The following is a 23,674-nucleotide window of genomic DNA, read 5'->3' as shown; positions in this document are numbered from 1 at the left end:
CAGGGGATGCACTTGCGGCTGTACCTCACCACGCTCAACCCCACCGACTCGGTCACGCGGGGTTTCCTGCCCGCCGCGAAGGCCCTCGGGTGGGAGGTCACCATCCTGACCGATCGGCCGGAGGACTATCCCGGCCACGAGACGATCCCGGCCGACGTACGCGACCCGAGAGCCGTCATCGACGTCATCGCCCGCCACCACCGGCCCGACGTGATCTTCTCCAACTCCGACCACCTCCAGGTCGAGACAGCCCTGGCCGCCGACTACTTCGGCCTGCCGGGCAAAGACTGGCGGGTCTGCCTGACCACCAAGAACAAGGCGCTCACCCGGCGCGCGCTCGGCGACGTGCGCTCGGCCCGGGTGGTGCCCGGCGAACCGCTGCCCGAGGTCGGCTACCCCGTCGTGGTGAAGCCGCGCGAGGGCGTGGCCAGCGAGGACGTCGTCCTGGTCAGAGACGACCTCGGCGCGGCGGCGCGCGACATCTGGACGCGCCGCCCGGGGGCGGTGCTGGTCGCCGAGGAGTACCTCGACGGGCCGCTGATGACGCTCGAGACCCTCGGCGACGGGGTCACGACCAGGGTGCTGGGCGGGTTCCAGACCACCCTGGGGCCGCTGCCCCACTTCGTGGAGGAACGCCTCGACTGGTCGCCGGAACTCCCGGGCGCCGACGAGGTTCTCTCGCGACTGGCGGCGCTCGGCGTCGGATTCGGGGCCTGTCACACCGAATACGTCCTGACCGAGAACGGGCCGCGCGTCGTCGAGGTCAACTACCGGGTCATCGGCGACAACTGCGACCTGCTGCTGGCCGACCACCTCGACGTGCCGCTGTTCGAGTGGATCCTGCGGGTGCACGCGGGCGAACCGGCGCCGGAGGCGCCCCGTCCTGGCGGGCACGCGGCGGCGATCAGCGTGCTGGCCACCCGGCCCGGCACGATCATGAAGGCGCCCAGGGAGCTGACCGGAGCCCACGAGGACGTGCGGCTCTGGCACCTGCCGCTCAAGGAGGCCGGGCAGGCGGTCTCGGTGACCCACACCAACCGCGACTATCTGGCCCTGCTGCGGGCCGTCGGCCCCACCCGCGACGCCGTCGACACGGCCGCCAAGGCCTTCCTCGACGCCCACCCGTGGGTGGTCGCGTGACCAACGCCACGGCGGTGCGGGTGGGCCGCGACGGCTACCTGGCGGCGCGGGTGCTCAACGCCCTGATCAGAGAGGATGTCGGCGGTCTCGCCGGCCGCCTGAGCTGGGACAAGGCGGGCGCCTACGTCCCGCTGTCGGCCTCGCGGCGGGTGCGGCTGGCGCCGGGGTTCCCCTCGGGCGGCCTCGAAGGGCTCTTCCAGGACTTCACGGTGGCCCACGGCGAGACCGTGCGGCTGCGCGAGGTGCTGGCCACGCTGGCCAGGATCGCCGACCCGGCCGACGCCGAAGGGGTGGCCGCATTCCGCGAGGAGTGCCGCCAGACGCTGACCGGCCTGGAGCTGCTCGACCGCCACCGCGCCTCGGTCGAAGACCGGCTGCCCGAGCTGGGGCCGATCGGCTACGAGGTGCTGGCCGCGTTCAGCGACCATCCGGTCTATCCGACCGCCCGCTGCCGCCACGGCCTGACCGAGGAGCAGCTGCTCGCCTACGCGCCCGAGTTCGCGCCGCGCTTCACGCTGCGCTGGGCGGCCGTGCCGGGCACCGGGCCTTCGCCGGAGTTCTTCCCGTCGTTCGCCGCCGTCGGCCTGCCGCCCGGCCTGGCCGCGACCCACCGCCTGTTCCCGGTGCATCCGCTCTCGCTGCCGCAGGTGAACGCCGTGGTCGCGCCGCTCGACTTCCTTCCGGTACGCCCCACGCTGTCGATGCGCACGGTCGAGGTGTCACCCCGCACCCACCTGAAGATGCCGCTCGCCACCGCGACGCTCGGGGTGCGCAACCGGCGGTCGATCAAACCGGGCGTGCTCGACGACGGCGCGCGGGCCGAGCGGCTGCTCGGCGAGGTGCTCGACCGGCACCCGGGCCTGCCCGTCCGCCTCGCCGGGGAGCAGGAGTACGCCCACTCGGGCAACGAGTTCCTGGCCTGGATGGCCCGGCGGCTGCCCGAGGGCGAGATCGTCTCAGTGGCCGCGCTCAACGCGCCCGGCGTCCTCGGCGCGCTGGCCGGCCGCCACTATCGCGGCGACGCCGAGGCGCTCCTCAACGACTACCTGCGGGCGCTGCTGACCTGGAACGTCACGCTCTTCGTCCGCTACGGCGTCGCGCTGGAGGCCCATCAGCAGAACCTCGCGCTGGTCTTCGGCGACGGGCCGATGCGGCTGCTCGTCAAGGACAACGACGGGCTGCTGGCCTCCCCCGACCACCTGGCGGCGGCCGGGATCGAGGCGCCCGGCTTCGCCGACGAGCGCATGCTGACCGGCGACCCCCACGCGCTGGCCGACGTGTTCGTGACGATCACCCTCCACCTGGCCGCCGCCGCGGTGACGCTGCGGCCCGACCTGGTGCGGGCCGCGCTGGCCGAGGCCCTGCACGAGCACGGCGACCACCCGATGGCCCGGCTGCTGCGCAACCGCACGCTGGAGGCCGCCCGGCTGGTCGGCAAGAGCATGGTCACCGCCGGGAGCCTCGTCTCCAAGGCCAGGAGCGGCGCGAAGGACATCAACAAGTTCTACGGGACCAGCGGCCCGAACTATCTGCGAAAGGGGTCCCCCGGCCCATGTACATGAACGTCGCGGAGCACGCCACGGTCGCGGCCCTCCTCCGGTGCTGCATCCGCGAACTGCCCGGCCAGGCGTTCCCGGCCGGGCCGTACACGATGGTGCGGGTCGGCGGGGTGTGGCTGCGGGCGAAGACGGGCGGGGGCACGGCCCTGCGCATCACCGAGCCGGAGCGCCTGACCGGGTCGGCCTGGGAGCCGCTGACCTCGGCCGACCTGGTCGACCTCGTCGCGCGGGAGCTTCCCGGGGTCAACGGGGAGTTCGCTGCGCAGGTGGCCGGGAGCCGGGAGGTCGTCGAGCGGCTCCTGGCGGCCCGCGCCCAGGGCAAGCCGCCGGAGGACGAGTGGCTCGCCTCCGAGCAGGACCTCGTGTTCGGGCATCCCTTCCACCCGGCGCCCAAGGCCCGGGAGGCGGCCAGGGGCGACTGGCTCGCCTACGCGCCCGAGGCGTACGCCCGGTTCCCGCTCCGGCTGCTGGCGGTACGCGAGGACCTGGTCGTCGAAGAAGGCGACGTGAGCGCCCTCGACGGGATCCCGGCGGACGTGCCGCCGGGCTACCGGCTGCTGCCGGCGCACCCGTGGCAGTACGAGCTCATCCGCCCCCCGGTCGACGGCGACCGGCTGCTCGATCTCGGCCCGGCCCAGCACGACGTGCTGCCGACGTCGTCGGTGCGGACCGTCTACGATCCCCTGCTCGACAAGTGCCTGAAGTTCTCCCTCGACGTCCGGATCACCAACTGCGTCCGCAAGAACGCCTGGTACGAACTGGCCGGCGGGGTCGAGCTGTCGCGGCGGCTGACGCCGGTGTTCGCGGCCCTCACCGAGCGGTTCCCGGGCACCCGGTGGCTGCCCGAGCCCGGCTACCGGACCGCCGACCTGGGCGGGGAGCTGTTCGAAGGGCTCGGCGTGCTGGTGCGGTGCAGCCCGCTCGGCCGGTGCGGGCCCGGCGTCACGCCGGTCCTGGCCGGGGCGCTGGCACTGCGCGACCTCGGGGGCGACGACCCCGTCGCGTGGTGGCGCTCCTACGTCGAGGTGGTCGCGCTGCCCGTGCTGGAGGCCTTCCTGACGCACGGGGTGGTGCTCGAACCGCATCTCCAGAACGTGCTCGTCGGGCTCGACGCCGCCGGACGGCCGGTGCAGGCGGTGTTCCGCGACCTGGAGGGCGCCAAGCTGGTCGGGCACGACCTGGCCGGAGTGCGCGAGGAGGTGGCGCGGGCGATGACGTACACGCCGGAGAAAGGCTGGGACCGGGTGGTCTACTGCCTGGTCGTGAACCATTTGGCCGAGATCGCGGCGTCGGTGGACGCGCCCCTCGACACGCTGTGGGGCGTGGCGGCGGAGGAGATCGGCGCCTACGGCGACTCGATCGGGTGGCCCGAGCCGCTGGCCCGGCTGATGTCGGGGGTGCCGCTGCCGGCGAAGGCCAACCTGACCGTGCGGTGGGAGCGTCGGGCCGACCGGGCGGCGACCTACGTGCCGGTGGCCAACCCGCTGGTGGTCGCGTGATCGCGGACCTCGCCGCACGGCTGGGAGACGTGCCGGCCTACGTCTACGACCTCGCCGCACTCGACGCCCACGCGGCCCGCGTCCGCGCGGCGACGAGCGGGATCGAGCTCTACTACGCGGTGAAGGCCAACCCCGACCCGGCGATCCTGCGGACGCTGGAACCCCACGTCGACGGGTTCGAGGTGTCGTCGGGCGGCGAGTTCGACCACGTCTCGGCGCTGTTCCCGGGCAAGCGGCTGGCGTTCGGCGGGCCGGGCAAGACCGCCTCCGACCTGACGCGGCGGCCCTACCGCTTCCACGTCGAGAGCCCCCGGGAGCTCGACCTGCTGGAGTCGGGCGACGTGCTGCTGCGGGTGAACCTCCGGACCGAGACGGCGGGCGCGGCCCTGGCGATGAGCGGGCCGTTCGGGATGGACCCGGCGATGGTCGCGGAGTGCCGCCGGAGACCGGCGAAGGCCCGGATCAGAGGCATCCACGCCCATCTCGCCAGCGGCCTCGACGCGGCCGCCCTCACGGGCCTGGCCAAGACGATCGCCGACCACGCCCGGCCCGGCGAGGAGGTGTGCGTCGGCGGCGGCATGGCCGTCGACTACGCCGACCCCGCGAACCTCTTCGACTGGGCGGCCTACGGGGAAGGCCTGCGCGGCCTGGGCGTACAGACCCTCAGGATCGAGCCCGGCCGGGCGATGACCGCCTACTGCGGCTGGTATCTCACGAAGGTCCTCGACGTGAAGCGCGTCCACGGCGAGCTGTTCGCGATCCTGACCGGCGGCACCCACCACCTCCGCACGCCCGTCACGAAGGGCCACGACCAGCCCTTCACCGTCTTCGGGTCAGGCGGGCCGGAAGAAGAGGTCACGCTCGTCGGCCAGCTCTGCACCCCGAAGGACGTCTTCGCCCGCCGCGTCAGAGCCGCCCTCAACCCGGGAGACGTCGTCGCCTTCGCGATGGCCGGGGCCTACGCGTACAACATCTCCCACCACGACTTCCTGATGCACCCGAAGCCGGAGTTCCACTACGTCTCGGGGATGCCGTAGATCAGCGCCGTCAGGTCGTCGAGGCCCATGAGGTCGACCGGCCGGACGGTGCGGTTCTCCAGCACGTAGTGGAAGGCCGCGCTGACGCGGGTCAGCGGCACCTCGGCCAGTTTCGCCCAGGCCAGCCGGTAGGCGGCGAGCTGGATGGCCTGGATGCGGGCGGCGGCCGATCCGCGCGGCCGTCCGCCGGTCTTCCAGTCGACCACGACATAGCCGTCGTTCCAGGGGAACACCGCGTCCATCCGGCCGCGCACCAGCCGGTCGGCGATGACGGTCTCGAACGGGACCTCCAGGTCGATCGGGGTGCGCTCGGCCCACTCGCTCTCTTCGAAGCGCGCCTGGAGCACCTTGAGTTGCTGGTCGGCCTCGTTGAGGTCGTCGGCCGCGCCGGGCAGGTCGAGTTCGTCGATGAGCCGCTGCTGGCCCCACCGGGTCTCCAGCCAGCGGTGGAACGAGGTGCCCCGCCGGGCCAGCGGCGCGGGTTTGTGGGGCAGCGGGCGGCGTACCTCGCGGGCGTAGGCGGACGGGTCCTTGGCCAGGGAGACCAGCGACGAGACCGACAGGCGCAGCGGCAGCTCGACGAGGTTGCCCTCGCGCCGCCGGTCGCGCTCGCGCAGCAGCAGCGTGGTGTCGCGGGCCCACGACTGCATCCGCTCCTGCTCCCACTGGCGCACCTCGCCGACGCCTTCTTCGTCGAGGCCGTCGAGAGCCTCCCGGACGAACCTGGCGCCCTCGGCGATCCCGTCGCGGACCGCCACGGCCGGCCACGCCGCCTCGGCGGGCTCGGCCAGCAGCGGGTTCTCCACGGCGTCGTCGTCGGTCCAGACCGCGACCGTCGAGGCCTGGTCGCGGACCTCCAGCAGGAACCGCGACGGCTCCAGCGGACGCGACGCGGTCCCCCACCGGTAGCCCGACGCGATCAGCAGGTAGTGGGCCCTGGTCACCGCCACGTAGGCCAGGCGCCGCTCCTCGCGCAGGTCGCGCTCCCGGCTGGCGGCGTCGAAGTCGGCCAGCTCCTCCTTGGTGAGCCCTTCGAGGGCGGGCAGGTCGCGGGCGTCGCCCCGCAGCGCGTAGGGCAGTTTGCGCGGGTTGTCGGTCCACCGCGAGTTGGTGACCGGCGTGGCCGGGAAGACGCTGCCCCGGGCCAGCCCACCGGCCGCCGTGGTGACCTCCGACAGGCCGGGCACGATCACGACGGGCCATTCGAGGCCCTTGGACGCGTGCACGGTCATCAGCTTGACGCTGTTGGTCTCGCCGACCCGGCCGCCTTCGAGGCCGAACTCCTCGGTCTCGGCCGCCTTCAGATAGGCCAGGAACGCGCCGAGCGTCGGGTCTTCGGCGTCTCCGGCGAAGCGGGCCGCCGCGTCGAGGAAGGCGTCGAGGTCGGCGCGGGCGGCCAGGGGGCTGCCGCCCCGGGAGGCCACCTCGACGTCGAGGCCGGTCCGGCGCTCCACCTCGGAGATCAGGTCGGGCAGCGGCAGCCCCGCGTGGGAGCGCAGCGTCCGCAGCTCCTCGGCCAGCTTCGGCAGCCGCTCCCGCGCCAGCGGGGAGAACGGGTCGAGCCACTCGGGCCGGTCGGGGAGTTCGTCGAGGGCGTCGATGATGCTGCCGCGCTCGGCCTCCAGGTCGGCGACCACCTGGTCGAGGGGGTCGCTGGGCCGTCCGCCGCGTTCGTCGCGCTCGCGGTTGAGCTCTCTGGCCTGGTCGCCGAGCTGCTTCAGGTCGGCGGGGCCGATGCGCCAGCGCGGCCCGGCCAGCAGTCTGATCAGGGCGTCGCCGGCGGTGGGGTCGTACATGACCCGGAGCGTGGAGACGATGTCGGCCACCTCGGGCACGGTGAGGAGCCCGCCGAGCCCGACCACCTCGACCGGGATGCCGCGCGCCTCCAGCGCCTTGCGGAGCGTGGGGAACTGCGAGCGCTTGCGGGCCAGGATCGCCACGTCTCCCGGCTGCAGGGCCGGGCCCTGCCGGGGCTTGCTCCGCTCGCCCTCCCCCCACGGAAGCCCGTCGGGCGCGAGTTCCAGGCCCAGTTGCTTCTGTACGCCCTCCGCGATCCACTCGGCCTCGTCGTGCGCCGTGGCGTGGTAGGCGCACACCACCCGGCCCCGGTCGGCCCGGTTCTCGCCCGGCGTCAGCACCGGCACCTCGGCGCTCTCGCGGCGCAGGTCGGTCTGGATGCGGGCGGCGACGTCGAGCACCCGCTCGCCGTTGCGGAAGCTGACCGACAGCTGCCGGACCGGCGCCGGCTCCCCCTGCGCGGTCGGGAAGTCGTGCGGGAACCGCGACAGGTTGCCCGCCGACGCGCCCCGCCAGCCGTAGATCGACTGGCACGGGTCGCCGACGGCCGTGACGGGATGCCCGCCCCCGAACAACGACCGCAGCAGGACGAGCTGCGCGTGGCTGGTGTCCTGGTATTCGTCGAGCAGCACCACCGTGAAGCGGGCGCGCTCGATCTCGCCGACCTCCTCGTGCCGCGAGGCGATGCGGGCGGCCAGCGCCATCTGGTCGCCGTAGTCGATCACCTCACGGGCCTGCTTGAGCTTCTGGTACGCCTCCACGAGCGGCAGCAGCTGCTCCCGCACGGCGTGGACCTGCACCGGCCTGCGCTGGGCCTGGGTGACCCGGCCCGGCAGCATCGCCAGCCGCTCGGACCAGCGCCTGCCGTAGTCGCGCACCTCGTCGGCGGTGGCCAGGTGTTCGGCCATCTCCCCGGCCAGGTCGAGCACGGCGGCGGTGACGCTCGGGGGGCCGAGGTCGATCTGGTCCATCGGGCCGTCGTACTGGCCGACGACGCGGGCCGCCATCTGCCAGGCGACGGCCGGGGTGACCAGCCGCATCGTGGGCTCCATCGCCTCCCGCAGGGCGTGGTCGGTGACCAGGCGGGCGGCGTAGGCGTGGTAGGTGGAGATCGTCGGCTCCACCTCCAGGTCCATCGGCGTCTCGGTCTTCTCGGCCAGCGTCGTCAGCCGTTTGTGCACGCGCTCGGCGAGCTCCGCCGCCGCCTTGCGGGTGAAGGTGAGGCCGAGGATCTGCTCGGGTTTGGCGAAGCCGTTGGCGACCAGCCAGACGACCCGCCCGGCCATGGTCTCGGACTTGCCCGACCCGGCCCCGGCGATGACGACCATCGGCCCGAGGTCGGCCGAGATCACTCCGGCCTGCTCGTGCGTCGGCGGTGGCACACCCAGCGTCGCCGCCAGGTCGAACGGGGTCAGCACACCTGGCCCCCGCTGTCGTTCACCGGGCACGAGAAGCGGGCCGCGCAGGTGCGGCACCCGTCGTTGACCTTGGCGACGAACAGGTTGGCCGACATGCCTGCGGCGACCGTGGTGACCAGGTCCTGCGCCCACTCGGGGTTGACGTCGTCGGCGAGCGGGATCTGCGACTGCTCCTTGGCCAGCGGGCCGGTCCCGGCGGCCTTGCCGACCTGGAGCAGCGCCGCTCCCCCGGGCTCGGTCATGCCGTGGCGCTCGAACGCGCCCAGAACCGTCGCGAGCTGGTAGACGCCGAGCTGCGGGTGGCGGTCGAGCTCGTCGTCGCGCGGTTTGGCGGTGCCGGTCTTGATGTCGATGATCACGGCCCGGTTGTCGCCGTCGCGCTCGACCCGGTCAACCCGGCCCTTGATGACGATCCCGTCGGAGACGACCTGGGTGAACGACTCCTCGAACCCGACCAGCTCGCGCGGGTTCTCGCGATGCCAGGTGAGGAAGCGGTCGACCATCTTCTCGGCGACCACGCGCTGTTTGCGGTTGAACCAGATGCCGCCGAAGTCGAGGTCGTCCCACACGTCGTCGAGCCGTTTGGCCAGCTCGTCGGTGGTGTGCTCCTCGGCCGCGAGCACGGCGATGGCGTGGATGACGTTGCCGAAGACCTGGGGGACGCTCTCGCCGCCCGTACCGACCGCCGTCTCCAGCACCCACCGCAGGCCGCACTTGGTGAACTTCTCCACCGCCGACGGCGAGATCTGCACGACCCCGTCGGGCCAGGCGAGCGGGCGGTCGTCGGAGATCTCGGTGAGGGCGTACCACGACGACGGGTCGGCCCCCGGCACGCCCTCGTCGGCGAGCCGGGCGAGGTGGCGGGCGGCGGCGCGGCGCATCGGCTCGGGACGGGTCGGGTCGCAGACCGCCGCGCGCAGGTCGGCGACCAGGGCGGGCATGCTCAGCCAGCGGGCCCGGTCGTCGACCGTCGCGTTCTCCAGGCCGCCAGGGACCAGCTCGTTGAGGAAGCGCGAGGGGCGCTCGTCGGCGTCCTCGCCGCCGACGGCCGTCACGACCAGCCGGGAGCGCGGACGGGTGGCGGCGACGTAGAACAGCCGCCGCTCCTCGGCCAGCATCTTGGAGCCGAGCGCGAACTTCTCGGCCTCGGTCCCGTCGAGCGCGATCCCGCCCGCGACCTCCACCAGCGACTCGACCCCGAGCAGCGACCCCCGCACCCGCAGGTCGGGCCAGACGCCCTCCTGCACCCCGGCGGCCACCACCACGTCCCATTCGAGGCCCTTGGAGCGGTGGGCGGTCAGGATCCGGACCGCCTCGCCGTCGGGGGCCTGGGCGGCCAGCGAGTCGGCCGGGATCTCCTGCGCCATCAGGTCGTCGACGAACACCTCGACCCCGGCCTGCGGCAGCCGGTCGACGAACTTGGCGGCGTAGTCGAACAGGTTCACCACCGCGTCGAGGTCGCGGTCGGCCTGGCCGCCGCGCGCCCCGCCGCCGAGACTCGAATGGGTCCAGCGCTCCGACAGGCCGCTGGCCTTCCAGACCTCCCACAGGGCGTCTTCGGCGGTCAGCTCCTCGGCCACCGTCTGCCGCGCCGTGGCCAGCAGGTTGGCCAGCCGCTGGGCGGGCGCGGCGACGTGGGGTTCGAGCAGGGTCAGCTCGTTGGGGCTCTGCACCGCGGCCACGATCAGCTCGTCGCTCGATCGGGGCGGTACGACCCCCGCCTCGTGCTCGGCGATCCGCAGACCGCGCCGGAGGCGGCGTACACCGATCATGTCGGTGCCCCCCAGCGGGCCGGTCAGTAGCTCCTCGGCGGTGGCCACGTCGAGCGACTCGGGCCGCGCCGCCGCCTTGAGCAGCAGAATCAAGGGTCGGACCCCAGGCTCGGTGATCAGCGGCCCCTCGTCGCCCGTCACGACCACCGGCACCCCGGCGGTGTGCAGCGCCCGCCGCAGCATCGGCACCTGCCGGGTCGCGCTGCGCACCAGCACCGCCATGCGCTGCCACGGCACGCCGTCGAGCAGATGCGCCCGCCGCAGCGTGTCGGCGACCACGGCGGCCTCCTGCGACACGCTGTCGGCGATCACCACCCGGACCTCGCCCGGCTCCAGCCCGTCGACGGCGTGCAGGTCGCGGTGCGAGGTGTCGCGCCACCCCGGAGGCACCGGCAGCCGGTTCGCGATCCGGCGCGAGGCGGCCAGCAGGTCTTCACCGCTGCGGCGGCAGGTCCGCAGCGCCACCACGGGCGCGGGCTCGTCGCCGGCGGTCCGGAAACGCTCGGAGAAGTCGAGGATGTTCCGCACCTCGGCGCCCCGGAACCCGTAGATGGCCTGGTCGGGATCGCCCACCACGACCAGGTCGCGCCCGTCGCCGGCCAGCCCGCGCAGCAGCCCCTCCTGCGCCGGGTCGGTGTCCTGGTATTCGTCGACGAACACGACGTCGTAGGCGGCCCGCTCACGATCTCTGACCGGCCCGTCGGCCAGCAGCGCGGCCGCCTCCCGGATCAGCTCGGCGTAGTCGAGCGTCCAGACCGGATCGAGGTCGAACCGCTCCTGGTAACGGGCCGCGAACCGGCCCACCGCCACCCAGTCGGACCGCCCGTGGGTGTGCCCGAGCTCGACCAGGGCGCGCCCGTCGAGCCCTCGCTCCCGGGCCCGTGCCAGGAAGTCGCGGACCTCCTCGGCGAACCCCCGCGTCTTGAGCCACTCGCGCATCGCCTCGGGCCACCGCGTGGCCCCGTCTTCGAGCTCGCCGTGCAGCAGCCGACGCACTTCGAGCAGCTGCTCGGGCCCGGTGAGCAGCCGGGGCGGCGGCTGCCCCGCCTCCAGCGCCTCCCGGCGCAGCAGCGCGTAGGCGTAGCTGTGGAAGGTCAGCGCGAGGGGGGTGCGGGTGGTCCGCCGCAGCCGGGCGGTGACGCGGTCACGCAGCTCTCCGGCGGCACGACGGCTGAAGGTGAGCACCAGGATGCGCTCGGGGTCGACCCCGCGCGACTCGACCCGGTCGACGACGCTCTCGACTATGGTGGTCGTCTTCCCGGCCCCGGGGCCCGCCAGAACCAGCAACGGCCCGCTCTCATGGGCCACCACAGCCCGCTGATGCTCGTCGAGCACAGGACCGGGACCCCGTCCCACGCCCCCACGCCGCACCAGCCGATAGCTCATAACGCTCTATTGCACCAGATCATGGCCATGCAATGCGCGGCGAACGGTGGTAGTCGACCTCCCATCGGTCCCAGACGGTCGCCAGCGGGGCCAGGCGGGTCGCGAACGCGTCGAAGGAGCGCTGTGACTGCGGGGTCCAGGCGACCTCCGCGATGGCCGGGAGGCGGGGGAAGGCCAAGAGTTCGACGTCGTTCATGGTGACGACGGTCTCGGTCCACAGGGCCATCTCGACGCCCTCGATGCGGTCGTCGCCGATGCCCTCGATCAGGGTGGCCGGGTCCCAGTCGTAGGCGTCGTCGATCTCGGTCGTGCCGGCCCAGGTCTGGCCGATCCTGGTGGAGTCGTCGTACTTCATGTCGAGGTAGACGCGGCTGGCCGGGGACATGATGACCTTCGCGCCCTGGGCGACCGCGCGTTTCACGTCTTCGGGGCCGCCGTTGGTCTGCCAGTACTGGATCAGCGAGTTGGGGGGCAGGACGGTCGCGCCGGCCTCCTGCCAGCCGACGACCTCCTTGCCGTTGGCGGTCACCGCCTGGGTGGCGAGTTCCACGATCTGGGCGTACTCGCGCGGGCTCAGCTTCTCGACCTCGTCGCCGCCGATGTGCAGGTGGTGGCCGGGGGTCAGGGCGGCGAGCTCCTTCAGTACGTCGTTCAGGAACCGAGCCGTTTCCGGCTTGCCGGGGCAGAGGGCCGAGAAGCCGACCTTGATGCCCGTGTACGGTTCGGGCGCCACCCCGTCGCAGGTGAGCTCCGGGTGGGCGGCCAGGGCGGCGTTGGTGTGGCCGGGCACGTCGACCTCGGGCACGACGCGGACGAACCGCTCCTGGGCGTACCGGACGATCTCCCGGTAGTCGGCGGCCGTGTAGAAGCCGCCGGGGCCGCCGCCCACCTCGGTGGAGGCGCCGACCGTGGTCAGATTGGGCCAGCCGGGGACGGCGATGCGCCAGCCCTGGTCGTCGGTGAGGTGCAGGTGGAGGACGTTCAGCTTGTAGGCCGCCATCAGGTCGACGAAGCGCTTGACGTCGGCGACCGGACGGAAGTGGCGGGCGACGTCGAGCATCGCGCCGCGCCAGGCGTAGCGGGGACGGTCGCTGACGCGCACGCCGGGGACGGCCCGCTCGCGGGCCAGCTGCCGGAAGGTCTGCGCGCCCCGGAACAGGCCCTCGGCGGTGGCCGCGCTGATGTGGGCGCCGCCGGGGCCGACGGTGAGCTCGTAGCCCTCGGCGCCGGCCTGGGGGGCGTCGAGGTCGAGCCTGATCCGCCCGGTCGGGCCGGTGGTGAGCTCCAGGCCGGTGTCGGCGCTGATCCCGGCGACGAGCTGGGCCGCGACGGCCGGCTCGGCCGAGGTGACCGTGTCGCCGGACTCGATGGTGAAGCCCTGCTCCAGCCGGGTCACCGAGGCGGGATAGGGCACGAGGGCGAGTTGCTCGGGCTGCGCCGGAGTCCCCGAACCACACGACGTCACCAGCATCACCAGTCCCAACGAAAGCCGCCGCCACACGACCCTCATTGGATCACGTGACGGCGGCAATAGGAAAGTTTCTTTAACGTTATCCGGTGAAGACGTGGTCGACCAGGCGGGCGGTGGCCTTCCCGGAGTCGTGCGGGGCGTACGTACGGGCGAAGGCCGCGTAGCGGTCGGCGAGCCGCACCGACACCGAGTCGATGGTGCGCAGCACCTCGACCACCTCGGCCGAGCTGGCCAGGCGCGGGCCGGGCCGCTGGGCCTCCAGGTCGAGGTAGAGGCCCCGGCTGCTCTTGTACTTGTCGAGGTCGGGCGTGAACAGCACGATCGGCCGCCCGGTGGCGACGAAGTCGAACGCGCAGGAGGAGTAGTCGGTGACCAGCACGTCGGCGATGACCAGCAGATCGGCCATATCGGGGTAGGTCGTGACGTCGATCGCGAACCCGCCCAGCGACTGGACGTGCGGGAACGCCTGCATCATGTGCCCGCGGACCAGGATCACGTGGTCGTCGCCCAGCGCCCGCTGCGCGTCGGCCAGGTCGAGCTTGACGGCCGCGTTGCGGCGGTCCCAGTCGCGGAAGGTGGGCGCGTACAGGACGACCCGCTTGCCCTCCGGGATGCCCAGCCGGCGGCGGATGGCCGGAGCCAGCGCGTCGCGGTGGAACAGCACGTCGTTGCGCGGGTTGCCGCACTCCAGCAGCTCGCCCTCGTAGCCGAACGCCTTGCGCAGGACGCCCGACGCCCACGGCGACTGGGAGATCAGCAGGTCCCACTGGCGGACCTCGGTGGTCTGCCGGGCGTACACCGGCGGGCGCGGCTCGCGCCGCATGTGGGGCAGGTCGCGGCCGATGTGCTTCACCGGGGTGCCGTGCCAGGTCTGGACGTAGACCTGGTCGTCGCGGGCCCGGAACCACGGCGGCAGGAACTGGTTGGCCACGATGTAGCGGGCGCGGGCCAGGGCCTCGTAGTGCTCCCGGCTGCCCTCGCGCACCACGGTCGGCACGATGCCCTCGCCGAGCCCCAGCTCCGCCGAGCCCGGGGGCACGAAAGCGCCGTCGCGGACGACCCAGATGTGCTCGCCCTCGTCGCCCCGGCGCACCCGCTCCTCGTAGATGGCGCGCGGGTTGTCGGAGTAGGACCGGCCGTCGAAGGAGGCGTAGACGGTGGCCTGACGGATCGGCTTGGCCTTCTCGGCCGGGTAGAACGTGCGGCTGAGCGCCCACACCCCGGCCGCGCTGCGCTCGTCGCCGGGCCGCTCCTCGGCCGCCACCAGGACGGGCACGTCGTAGCGGGTGGCCACGAACCGGTAGACCCGGCCGCCGACCGTACGCTGCTCCTCGTCGATGGTGTCGAGGGCGGCGTGGTCGACCCGGACGGGGACCATCGCGGGGCCGTATTTGCCGGGCGGGGCGACGGACATCGTCCAGGTGCCCTCGACCAGCGGGGTGGTGTCGCCGAAGCGGGGCATCGCGCCGGGCGCGAACGCCACCTCGAAGGCGGTGCCCTCGCGGCGCAGCGGCACCCGGTAGGTCAGCCCGCCCCGGTGCCGCAGCACCAGGTCGCGGTCGCCGGCCTCGGCCGGGTATTCGCCGCTCAGGTGCAGAGCGCCGTCACGCCAGGTCATCGCCTTGATGACGGGCAGCACCTTGTGGCCCGAGATGACCACGCGGTCGCGCCGGTCGCCCTGGACGGTGATCTCGCGGTCGCCCAGCAGCAGCCGGGTCTCGGGAGTGCCCTCCAGCATGACCGAGGCCGCCGGGTCGCCCTTGGGCTCGACCCACAGCCGCCGCGCGTCGGCGGTCAGCAGCGTCTGCACGCTCAGCGAGAGCGAGAAGACGCTGCCGCCCTCGGCGGGGGTGAACTCGGCCGGCATGCGGTGGCCGCCGACACGGGCCTTGCCCTTGCTGACCGGACGTCCCGGCAGGAAGCCGGTCAGCTCGATCTGCTCGCCGTCGAGCTTGACCCCGGTCAGCTCGGCCCGGGTGGGCTGGAGCACGACCTGGAGCGCCTTGTCGGAGGTCCAGACGGGCCGCACCCACCAGCGGTCGCGGATCCGCCGCCCGGCGGGCCGCTCGACCCGGCCGATCGACGGGCCGCGCAGCACGCCCTTGGCGCGGGCGGCGCGCGACCAGATCACGATCTCGGCCCGCCAGGTGGTGGTGTCCTGGACGGTGTGGCGCCGCTTGAGCATCCGCTTGGCGCCGCGGACCAGCGCCCGCACCCCGGCCCGCCAGCGCAGCGAGAACGGGTTGAGCTCGGCCTGGAAACCGGCCCAGTCGTAGTTGCAGCCCGGCTCGCGGGCGTCGTGGGTGGCCTCGGGCCGGTAGACCCGGGTGGTCTTGAGGGTGACCGGCGGCAGCCAGCGCGGACCGCGCAGGACCACCGTCGCCCGGTTGAAGCGGCGCGAGCGCACCGACAGACCGGCCAGGTAGGCGTGGCCGGTGATGCGGAGCGTGCCGCCTTCCCAGGTGATGTCGTCGATCTGGGTGACGGGCACCATGTCGGCGGGGCGCAGGCGCAGCAGAGACTGGTCGGCGACCTCGACGGGGAGGTCGGCGTACCAGCGCAGGCCCTTGCGGACGCGGCGGGACGGCTCGGCGGCAGCGGCGGCCAGCTTGGCCAGCGCGTCACCGTCGGCGAGTGTCTTGGTGTCGGCGGTCTCGACCAGGTGGAAGGCCACCCGGCGGCCGACCGGCAGGTCGCGCTTGACCTTCGGGTCGACGGTGGCCAGATAGGGGCGCAGCACCTCGATGGCCTGGGCCCTGCGGGCGGGGCCGCGCTTGGCGGCGGCGTCGAGCCGGGCACCGAGGCAACCGGCCAGCACCTCCGCGTCGAGCCGGGCGCGTTCGGCGCCGCTCAGGCCCTCCGCGCGGATGAGCTCCACCAGGGCGTCGAGTGGCTCGCCCCGGTCATAGAGCTCCTGGACAGCCCGCAGTCGATCGGCGACGGAATCGCCCTGGCGAGCGGGTGTCATAAGGGGGCACCACCCTTCGGATGACCGGTGTTTCAGAAATGGTAATGCCGGTTAAAGGGGGATTCCGTCCCATCGTGCCTCACGCATCAACGCGCGTTCCCCTTTCACCGGTGTTCCTTCCGTACGCCACCTGCGGAGACATTCGGCCTCCAGGCCCGGCGGCGGGCTCCCATCGGTTCTGATCACGCGCCACCACGGGACGGCGCCGCCCCATGTGGCCATCACCCGCCCCACCTGCCGGGGCCCGCCTTCACCGAGGTACTCGGCCACGTCGCCGTACGACATGACCCTCCCGGGCGGGATCCGGTCGACCAGGTCGAGGACCCGGTCGGCGAACGGTGGCGGGTGATCGTTCATTGGCTCCAGCTTGTCGGCCCGGCGTAGAGGAGGTCCTCCAGCTTGCCGAACTCGACGTCGCCCTGCTCCAGAATTCCGTCACGGACGCCGTAGACCTCGCCGTCCTCACCGACCAGTCGCCCGCCCAGCAGCTCGGCGACGCGCGCCAGATGGGCGAGGTGCCAGTCGGATTCGGGCGAGCCGAACAGGCGGCCCGTCCACTCGGCGACCCGGTGGCCGTCGTCGCCATGCCGCGCGACGACCTCTCCCGCCTCAGCCGATCCGCGCACCTCAAGGTCGGAGTGGCCCGACAGCGCCCGGACGAGTTCGGCGTAGGCGAGCGCTGATTCACGCTCGACGCGCAGCTCGTAACCCATGAGGCGCGACGATAGCGAACCTTTGCCCCTTGTTGTGATGAGAAAGGGCAAGTTTCCCTCTAAGTCGTCATCTCCTTCTGCGGGCCAGCAGCCCCGCGAGAAGGCCGAAGGCGGCCAGGCTCAGCACCGCCCCCGCGCCGAAGACCCACAGCCGGAGCAGGTCGGGGCCGGGCGGCTGCGGGCCGGCCGACTTGGGCCCCCCGCCGAAGTAGAGGTCGCCGCCCACCGGCACCGCCTCTTGGTATCTCGCCAGCTCACCGGCCCGGCTCAACGCCTTGCCCGCGTTCACCACGCCGAAGCCGACCTTGTCGTCGTAGCCGTTCCCGGGGTGCGGACCGGCCGAGTCGGACATCGACCGGGCGACCAGTTCAGCGGGCAACCGGGGGAACTTGGACCGGATCAACGCGGCCACTCCGCCCACGAGGGCGCTCGCCGCCTGGGTGCCGTTCACCGCCAGCGGCCGCCCGCCCGCCCGGCCCGCCGGGATGCGCACGCCCGGGGCGGCGACCAGGACCGAGAGGTTGTCGGAGCTGGCGGGGGCCCGCACGCCCGCGTCGTCGACGGCGGCCACCCCGATCACGCCGGGGAACCCGGCCGGGAACTGCCAGTAGGAGGTGCCGTTGGTGGTGGACGAGGGCCACTGGCCGATGTCGCCCGTGCCCGAGACGATCACCACGTCGCGCTGGAGGGCGTAGGCGACGGCGTCGCGTTCGACCCGGCCGACGCCGAAGATGCCCATCGGGACCACGATCACCTGGGCGCCGTGGTTGACGGCGTAGCGCACGCCGCGGGCGATCGGGCTGTCGAGCGGGGTGCCCTGCGGGCCCTCGGGGTCGACCAGGCCGCCTTCGAGGGGCATCGACGTGATCGGCACCGACAGCACCGTGGCCTCGGGGGCGGTGCCCTGCGGGCCGCCGCCGGCCCCGTTCCCGGCGACCAGCCCGGCCAGGACGGTCGAGTAGTCGTTGGTGCGCATCTCGTCGCCCTCGAAGAGGGTTCCCGTCATGTCGGGGGCCTGGACGACGCGGCCCTTGAGGCCGGCCGGTTCCCCGACGCGGTCGTGCAGCAGCGCCACCGTCACCCCGGCGCCCTTGGTCTGGGCCCAGGCGGCGTCGACGCCGAGGTCGTCGAGGGGCGCGGGGGCCGCCGCGACGGCCAGGAGCGCGGCCGCCGCCAGGGCGGCCGCCCTCAGCACTCGTTCCCCTGGGTGCAGCGCGGCACCTCGGGCTCCTCGCCCAGCGACCGGGCCACCCGGCCGCCGAGGGCCTGCGCGGTCGGCCACAGCTCGCTGTGCAACAGCTCCTCCTGCGGGATCGCGTCACGGGTCCGCCCGTCGGTGTACCCGGCGGTGTAGAAGACGATGTACGGCCCCACCCCGACCCAGCCCGACCGCTGCCGCTGGGCCGCGCCGAACAGGTCGGTCACGGTGCCGGGGAAGGCCACCGGCCGCACCCCGACCCGGTCGTCGATCGGCAGCTTGGCGGCGGCGGAGGTGCGGGCCTCCTCGTCGGCCATGACGGCCACGCCGATGGTGATCGCGAAGGCGCCCGACTGGTCGACGTAGGTCGCCCGGAGCAGCGACCGGCACGACACCTCGCGGAAGACCGAGGCGACCGAGCGGTCGACCCCCGCCCAGCACGGGATCTCGGGCGCGATGCCGACCCGGCGGGCGAACTGCTGCGACCGGGCCAGGCCGACGTATTCGAGCTCGTCGGGGAAGACCATGGACGCCGGCCAGTCGTGCCAGCGCCGCGCGACGTCCTCTTTCACGTAGTCGGCGCGTTCCTGGCCGGTCAGGGGCCGGGAGCGGGTCTCCTGGACGATGCCGACGCCGGCGATCACCGCGTTGACGGCCGCCACCAGCACCGCGGCCGTCAGCAGGCTGGTGACGATGCCACGGCGGCGGATGCCCTTCTCGAGCTCCCGCCGCTCCTTGGCTGCCTGCACGGCCGCCGCGCGCCCGCGCGTGGCCGGCCATGCGCGCACCCGCGTTCGCTGGGCTCGCGGCTGCTGTGGCGACATTCCTCAATGTTACGCCGAAGACTCCATACGCCAACGATTCGGTAGAGGTCTCCTAGGTGGCGATTTCTGGTGAAGCCTCCCGGCGCCGTGCCCTGCGGGCGCAGACGACGATCACGGCGACGCTGCCGCCTGCGCCGATGAGCCCGGCGGCGCCCGCCGCGCCGTAGAAGGTGATCATCCGGCGGTCGCGCTGGACCATGGCGATCGGTTCCGGGGAGGCGGTGGAGAAGGGGCGGTCGGGATCGTGGGCCTCCTTCCCCGAGGCCGTCGGTCTATGCCCGGCGAGCCGGGCGGCCGCGGCCAGCGCGCGGCCGGCGTTCACCACGCCGAATCCGGTGCCGGTGTTGTAGCCGGTGCCCTTGGGGGCGACGGCCGAGCCGGCCAGCGCCTGGGCGACCAGCGCCGGTGACAGCCTCGGATATTTCGCCTTGATCAAGGCGGCCACCCCCGAGACCAGAGCCGTCGCCTGAGAGGTGCCCCGGCCGACCCAGTATTCGTCGCCGGGCCCGGCCCCGAGGATGTCGACCCCCGGCGCGGCCAGCATCACCGAGGCGTTGCGGGTGGAGAAGAAGGCCCGCCGCATCGTCCCGGTCACCGCCGCGACCGAGATCACCCCGGGCAGCGAGGCCGGGTAGGAGTAGTGGCCGCCGGTGTCTTCGGCGCCGTCGTTCCCGGCCGCCGCGACCAGCACCACGTTCCTGGAGATCGCGTACGCCACCGCCGCCCGGTCGTCCTCCGTCGCGGCGCCCTTGGCGATCGACAGGTTGATCACGTCGGCGCCCTCTTCGACGGCGTACCGGATGCCCCTGGCCATGACGCTCTCGTAGCGCTCGTCCATGTTGAACTTCTTGAAGCCCGGCTCGTCGTCCTCCAGGATCACCCGGACCGACAGGATCTCGGCCTCCGGGGCGACCCCGATCACGCCGTCGCGCCCCCCGGGCCCGTGGCCGTGTCCGGCGATGAGGGAGGCCATGTACGTCCCGTGCAGCCGCTGCGGCCGTACGTCGGGCGGGTTGGCGCCCTTGGTGAAGTCGCGGCCCACCCGGACCGACCCGGCGAGGTCGCGGTGGCCGGGGTCGACGCCCGAGTCGAGCACGGCCACCAGCACGCCGTCGCCCTTGGTCTCGCGCCAGGCCTGGTTGATGCCGATCATGCCGAGCGCGCCGGTCTGCCCGCCCCGGACGCCGTCGGCGTAGGCCGTGCCGGAGAGGAAGAGCAGCGGGAGCGCCACCGCGAGGGCCCGGATCAGCACAGGAAGCCCTCCGCGTCGCAGGTGGCGGGCTCGGGGGCGACGAGGCCGCGGGCGATCTGCTCCGACAGCTCGTCGGTGAAGGTGAACATCGAGGTCATCGGCCGGCCCAGGGCCTTGGCGGGGCGGCCGTCGGCCTGCCCGGCGGTGACCATCACGAGGTAGGGACCGGCCCGGTGGTAGGTGCCGTACTGGCGGCCGGCGGCGCCGAACCGCTCGGTGGCGGTCTTGGGGAAGGTCAGGGGGCGCAGGCCCGGCGAGGGGCGGTGTTCGCGGGGCAGCGCGGTGGTGGCGGCCATGACGGCGGCGGCGTCGCGGAAGGCGGCCACCCCGATGGTGACCACGACGCCCTCGACCTCGTCGAGATAGGTGGCGCGGATGAGGCCGCGGCAACCGGCCTCGTCCATGGCGGTCCGCAGCGCGGCGTCGACGGCCCGCGCGCAGCCGCTCTCGGGGCCGATGCCGACCCGGCGGGCGACCTCACGGCCGCCCTGCTCGGAGGTGTAGCCGAGGTGCTCGGGGAAGATCCGCCCGGCCGGCCAGGTGCGCCAGCGGCGGGCCAGTTCCTCGGCGGCGGCGGCGCGGCGCTCCTGCTTGGTGGGGCCACGGGTCAGCTCGGTCATCGCCGAACTGACCCCCACCCCCGCGACGACCGCGCAGCTCACGGTGAGGGCCGACGCCACGACGAGCGCCGGCCAACTGCGTCTTTCCGTCACGGACCGACTTTAACCGGGCCAGATGGGTCGTATCAGTAAGTCGGCTGAGACGGGTCTACCGTCTTGACCCAGCTCAGCACGCCTCCACCCACGTGGACGGCGTCGGAGAACCCGGCGCTCTTCAGCACCGCGAGCACCTCGGCCGAGCGCGCGCCCGACTTGCAGTGCAGGACGATCTTCTTGTCCTGCGGCATCTTCTCCAGGGCCGAGCCGTTGAGGAACTCGCCCTTGGGGATCAGCGTCGCGCCCGGGATGCTGACGATGTCGTACTCGTTGGGCTCGCGGACGTCGACGAGGTAGATGTTCTCGCCGTCGTCCTGCCACTTCTTGAGCTCGAGCGCGGTGATCGTCGAGCCCTGCGCGGCCGCCTGGGCCTCGTCGGAGACGACGCCGCAGAACGCCTCGTAGTCGTCGAGCAGCGCGGTGACCGTCGGGTTCTTGCCGCACAGCACGCACTCGGGGTCCTTGCGGACCTTGACGTCGCGGTACTTCATCTCAAGCGCGTCGTAGATCATCAGACGGCCCACCAGCGGGTCGCCGATGCCGGTCAGCAGTTTGATGGCCTCGTTGACCTGGATCGATCCGATCGAGGCGCACAGCACGCCGAGCACGCCGCCCTCGGCGCACGACGGAACCATGCCGGGGGGCGGGGGCTCCGGGTAGAGGCAGCGGTAGCAGGGGCCGTGCTCGGCCCAGAAGACGCTGGCCTGGCCGTCGAAGCGGTAGATCGAGCCCCACACGTAGGGCTTGCCGAGCAGCACCGCCGCGTCGTTGACCATGTAGCGGGTGGCGAAGTTGTCGGTGCCGTCGACGATCAGGTCGTAGCCCGAGAAGATGTCCATCACGTTGTCGGTGGTGAGGGCCACGTTGTGGATCACCACGTTGACGAGCGGGTTGATCTCGCGCACGGTCGCCGCGGCCGACTCGGCCTTGAGGCGGCCGACGTCGGACTGGCCGTGGATGATCTGACGCTGCAGGTTCGACTCGTCGACCACGTCGAAGTCGATGATGCCGAGCGTGCCCACGCCCGCCGCGGCCAGGTACATCAGTGCGGGGGAACCCAGACCGCCGGCGCCCACACACAGGACCTTGGCGTTCTTCAGCCGCTTCTGCCCGGTCATCCCGACGTCGGGGATGATCAGGTGGCGCGAGTAGCGGCGCACCTCGTCAACGGTGAGCTCGGGGGCCGGCTCGACCAGCGGTGGCAACGACACAGTTCCACTCCCGTTTCAGGGCGTTCGAGGGTAAGGCTCGCGCCCCCGGAGGGGCACGCTCCACATCACAACCTAACCGGCGCGTCCGCGCATTCCCGAATCAGCGCACGGGCCTCGCGGGCGACGATCTGTGGCGACTCCATCTGGGCCACGTGTCCCGCCCACGGCAGCGTCACGATGCGGACGTCCCGGAAGGCGCGGGAGGCGCGGCTGGCCATGCGCGCGTCGACGATGCGGTCGCGGCGCCCGTGGATGACCAGGGTGGGGGCCTCGACCTGGGCCGCCTCACGCCAGAGGTCGGACCGGAAGTACTCGCGCACGATGCCCCGGGCCGAGCCGATCATGGCCGAGGCGGAGTAGGGCAGGTCGTCGCGGCGGCGCAGTTCCTTGATCGCGGCGGCCAGCCGGTCGGGATGGACGCAGTCGAGGTCGCCGTAACACATGGAGATGGTGGCCTGGATGCGCCGCTCGGGCGGCACGGTCACCGACATCCGCCGCACCACGAACTCGGCCACGCCGGGCACCGCCGACAGCGCGACCCGCGCCGGGCCCACCCGGGGCAGCAGGTCGGGCAGCGCCGGCGAGATCAGCGTCAGCGACTTCACCAGATCGGGACGCTGCGCGGCCACCCGTACGGACACCGCACCGCCCAGCGAGTTGCCGAACAGGTGAACGGGCCCGCCCACCCATTCGATGAACCGCACCATGGCCCGCGCGTGCGCGGACACCGAGTAGTCGCGGTCTTCGGGCTCGGGTGACCACCCGGCGCCCGGCAGGTCGGGCGCGAACGTGCGCACCTGGTCTTTGAGCAGGTCAGAGAGGTCGGTCCAGTTGGTCGCCGAGCCCGCGAGGCCGTGGACCATCACGGCCTTCTCCTGGGGCCCGTCAGGCGTAGTCCGGTAATTGAGCCGCAGATCGCCAAGATCGACCCGGTCGCTCGGCCAGTCGGGCACCGGGCCCGTTTTCTCCGAAGGAATCGGGTTTGTCACGCCACGTCCTCCCGCCGTTTACGGACAATCCACGCCATCGTACTCCATGACTACGCTAAGTGACCGCAAAAGCCGGATACTGCCCGTTTTGTCACCCTGAGTGAGGACATAACACGATCAGGCACCAGCCAATCACAAGGAGTAATTGATGCAGCTCAAGAAGCTCGCCAGCACCCTGGCTACCGCCGCCCTCGTCGGCGGCGGCGCCGTCATCGCCCTCGCCGCTCCCGCCGCCGCCGACGGCGGTGGCTACGAGTGGTCGGGTGACGACTACGGCCACGGGCACGGCCACCACGGTCACCACCACTTCCACAACCACACCTGCGTCTTCAAGGTGCGGCACGGCTCGCACCACGCCGACCCGAAGCTGCACCACGGTGCGTTCCCGGCGGGCCGCTTCCGTCACTACGTGCGGGTCTACCACCGCCCGTGGCACCGCAGCCGGATCGTCGGTTACCTGCACTCCGGTGGTTACACCATCGGTAAGTGCCACCCGGTCCGCGGCCACCACCACGGCGGCGGCGGCTGGGGCGGCGGCGGCTGGGACGGCGACGGCGGCGGCGACTGGGGCGGCGACGGCGGCGACTGGGGCCACGGCTTCCACGGCGGCCACCACTTCCACAAGGTCAAGTCGCACTTCAAGCGTCACCGCTGGAGCCCGCGCAGCGGCTTCACGGAGGGCTGGCACCTCCACAAGCAGTACCGCTGGCACCGCAACTAGCAG

The 23,674-nt window shown here is 72.8% G+C and carries 17 protein-coding genes; 5 read left to right on the top strand and 12 right to left on the bottom strand.

Going from position 1 to position 23,674, the window contains the following annotated elements; translation table 11 throughout:
• The first annotated feature begins 6 nt into the window (after positions 1-6).
• From FDA94_RS25575 to FDA94_RS25560, 4 genes are read left to right on the top strand one after another with little or no spacing between them, the layout of a single operon-like run.
• Complete coding sequence (locus FDA94_RS25575) at positions 7-1,140, top strand: ATP-grasp domain-containing protein (protein ID WP_246060154.1); 1,134 nt, start codon at positions 7-9, stop codon at positions 1,138-1,140.
• A complete protein-coding gene (locus FDA94_RS25570) occupies positions 1,137-2,702 on the top strand; it encodes an IucA/IucC family protein (protein WP_137249618.1) in 1,566 nt (521 codons plus the stop codon). The genes FDA94_RS25575 and FDA94_RS25570 overlap by 4 nt, the downstream gene beginning before the upstream one ends.
• Entirely contained in the window at positions 2,693-4,198 is a 1,506-nt protein-coding gene (locus FDA94_RS25565; protein WP_137249617.1) for an IucA/IucC family protein, read from the top strand. Before FDA94_RS25570 ends, FDA94_RS25565 begins: the two co-directional genes overlap by 10 nt.
• Positions 4,195-5,235, top strand: coding sequence for a type III PLP-dependent enzyme domain-containing protein (locus FDA94_RS25560; RefSeq protein ID WP_137249616.1), 1,041 nt, complete (start codon positions 4,195-4,197; stop codon positions 5,233-5,235). Before FDA94_RS25565 ends, FDA94_RS25560 begins: the two co-directional genes overlap by 4 nt.
• On the opposite strand, the gene FDA94_RS25555 is transcribed toward FDA94_RS25560, so the two are convergent.
• The 12 genes from FDA94_RS25555 to FDA94_RS25500 all read right to left on the bottom strand — a co-directional run bounded on the left by FDA94_RS25555 (position 5,214) and on the right by FDA94_RS25500 (position 22,914).
• Positions 5,214-8,450 carry an ATP-dependent helicase gene (locus FDA94_RS25555; protein ID WP_137249615.1) on the bottom strand — a complete coding sequence of 1,079 codons (3,237 nt, stop codon included), beginning with the start codon at positions 8,448-8,450 and terminating at the stop codon, positions 5,214-5,216. The two genes, FDA94_RS25560 and FDA94_RS25555, sit on opposite strands and share 22 nt — an antisense overlap.
• Positions 8,444-11,608 (bottom strand): ATP-dependent helicase, encoded by a 3,165-nt coding sequence (locus FDA94_RS25550; protein ID WP_137249614.1) that lies wholly within the window; start codon positions 11,606-11,608, stop codon positions 8,444-8,446. Before FDA94_RS25550 ends, FDA94_RS25555 begins: the two co-directional genes overlap by 7 nt.
• A 19-nt stretch (positions 11,609-11,627) precedes the next feature.
• A complete protein-coding gene (locus FDA94_RS25545) occupies positions 11,628-13,109 on the bottom strand; it encodes a beta-N-acetylhexosaminidase (protein WP_212735505.1) in 1,482 nt (493 codons plus the stop codon).
• A gap of 49 nt (positions 13,110-13,158) precedes the next feature.
• On the bottom strand, positions 13,159-16,047 hold the full coding sequence (locus FDA94_RS25540) for a CDP-glycerol glycerophosphotransferase family protein (protein ID WP_137249612.1): 2,889 nt from the start codon (positions 16,045-16,047) through the stop codon (positions 13,159-13,161).
• 51 nt (positions 16,048-16,098) lie between these two features.
• Positions 16,099-16,404, bottom strand: coding sequence for an MGMT family protein (locus tag FDA94_RS25535; RefSeq protein ID WP_137249611.1), 306 nt, complete (start codon positions 16,402-16,404; stop codon positions 16,099-16,101).
• The gene (locus tag FDA94_RS25530; protein WP_137249610.1) at positions 16,401-16,760 is read right to left on the bottom strand and encodes a hypothetical protein; all 360 of its coding nucleotides are present in this window, start codon (positions 16,758-16,760) and stop codon (positions 16,401-16,403) included. The genes FDA94_RS25535 and FDA94_RS25530 overlap by 4 nt, the downstream gene beginning before the upstream one ends.
• A 67-nt stretch (positions 16,761-16,827) precedes the next feature.
• The gene (locus FDA94_RS25525) at positions 16,828-17,955 is read right to left on the bottom strand and encodes a S8 family serine peptidase (RefSeq protein ID WP_137249609.1); all 1,128 of its coding nucleotides are present in this window, start codon (positions 17,953-17,955) and stop codon (positions 16,828-16,830) included.
• On the bottom strand, positions 17,949-18,746 hold the full coding sequence (locus tag FDA94_RS25520) for a hypothetical protein (protein WP_246060153.1): 798 nt from the start codon (positions 18,744-18,746) through the stop codon (positions 17,949-17,951). The genes FDA94_RS25525 and FDA94_RS25520 overlap by 7 nt, the downstream gene beginning before the upstream one ends.
• Before the next feature lie 88 nt (positions 18,747-18,834).
• Positions 18,835-20,034, bottom strand: coding sequence for a S8 family peptidase (locus tag FDA94_RS25515; protein WP_246060152.1), 1,200 nt, complete (start codon positions 20,032-20,034; stop codon positions 18,835-18,837).
• Complete coding sequence (locus tag FDA94_RS25510; RefSeq protein ID WP_246060151.1) at positions 20,028-20,747, bottom strand: hypothetical protein; 720 nt, start codon at positions 20,745-20,747, stop codon at positions 20,028-20,030. The genes FDA94_RS25515 and FDA94_RS25510 overlap by 7 nt, the downstream gene beginning before the upstream one ends.
• Before the next feature lie 32 nt (positions 20,748-20,779).
• Positions 20,780-21,961, bottom strand: a complete 1,182-nt coding sequence (gene moeZ, locus FDA94_RS25505) for an adenylyltransferase/sulfurtransferase MoeZ (protein ID WP_137249607.1) — start codon at positions 21,959-21,961, stop codon at positions 20,780-20,782.
• A 65-nt stretch (positions 21,962-22,026) separates the two neighbouring features.
• Complete coding sequence (locus tag FDA94_RS25500; RefSeq protein WP_281286626.1) at positions 22,027-22,914, bottom strand: alpha/beta fold hydrolase; 888 nt, start codon at positions 22,912-22,914, stop codon at positions 22,027-22,029.
• A 184-nt stretch (positions 22,915-23,098) separates the two neighbouring features.
• On the opposite strand from FDA94_RS25500, the gene FDA94_RS39445 reads away from it, so the two are divergent.
• A complete protein-coding gene (locus FDA94_RS39445) occupies positions 23,099-23,671 on the top strand; it encodes a hypothetical protein (RefSeq protein ID WP_170991120.1) in 573 nt (190 codons plus the stop codon).
• Positions 23,672-23,674: the final 3 nt, after the last annotated feature.

The sequence above is a fragment of the Herbidospora galbida genome (assembly GCF_005233835.1).
GTDB classification, from domain to species: domain Bacteria; phylum Actinomycetota; class Actinomycetes; order Streptosporangiales; family Streptosporangiaceae; genus Herbidospora; species Herbidospora galbida.
The sequence above is the reverse complement of the archived record's forward strand: the minus strand, read 5'-3'. Positions and strand labels throughout refer to the sequence as shown.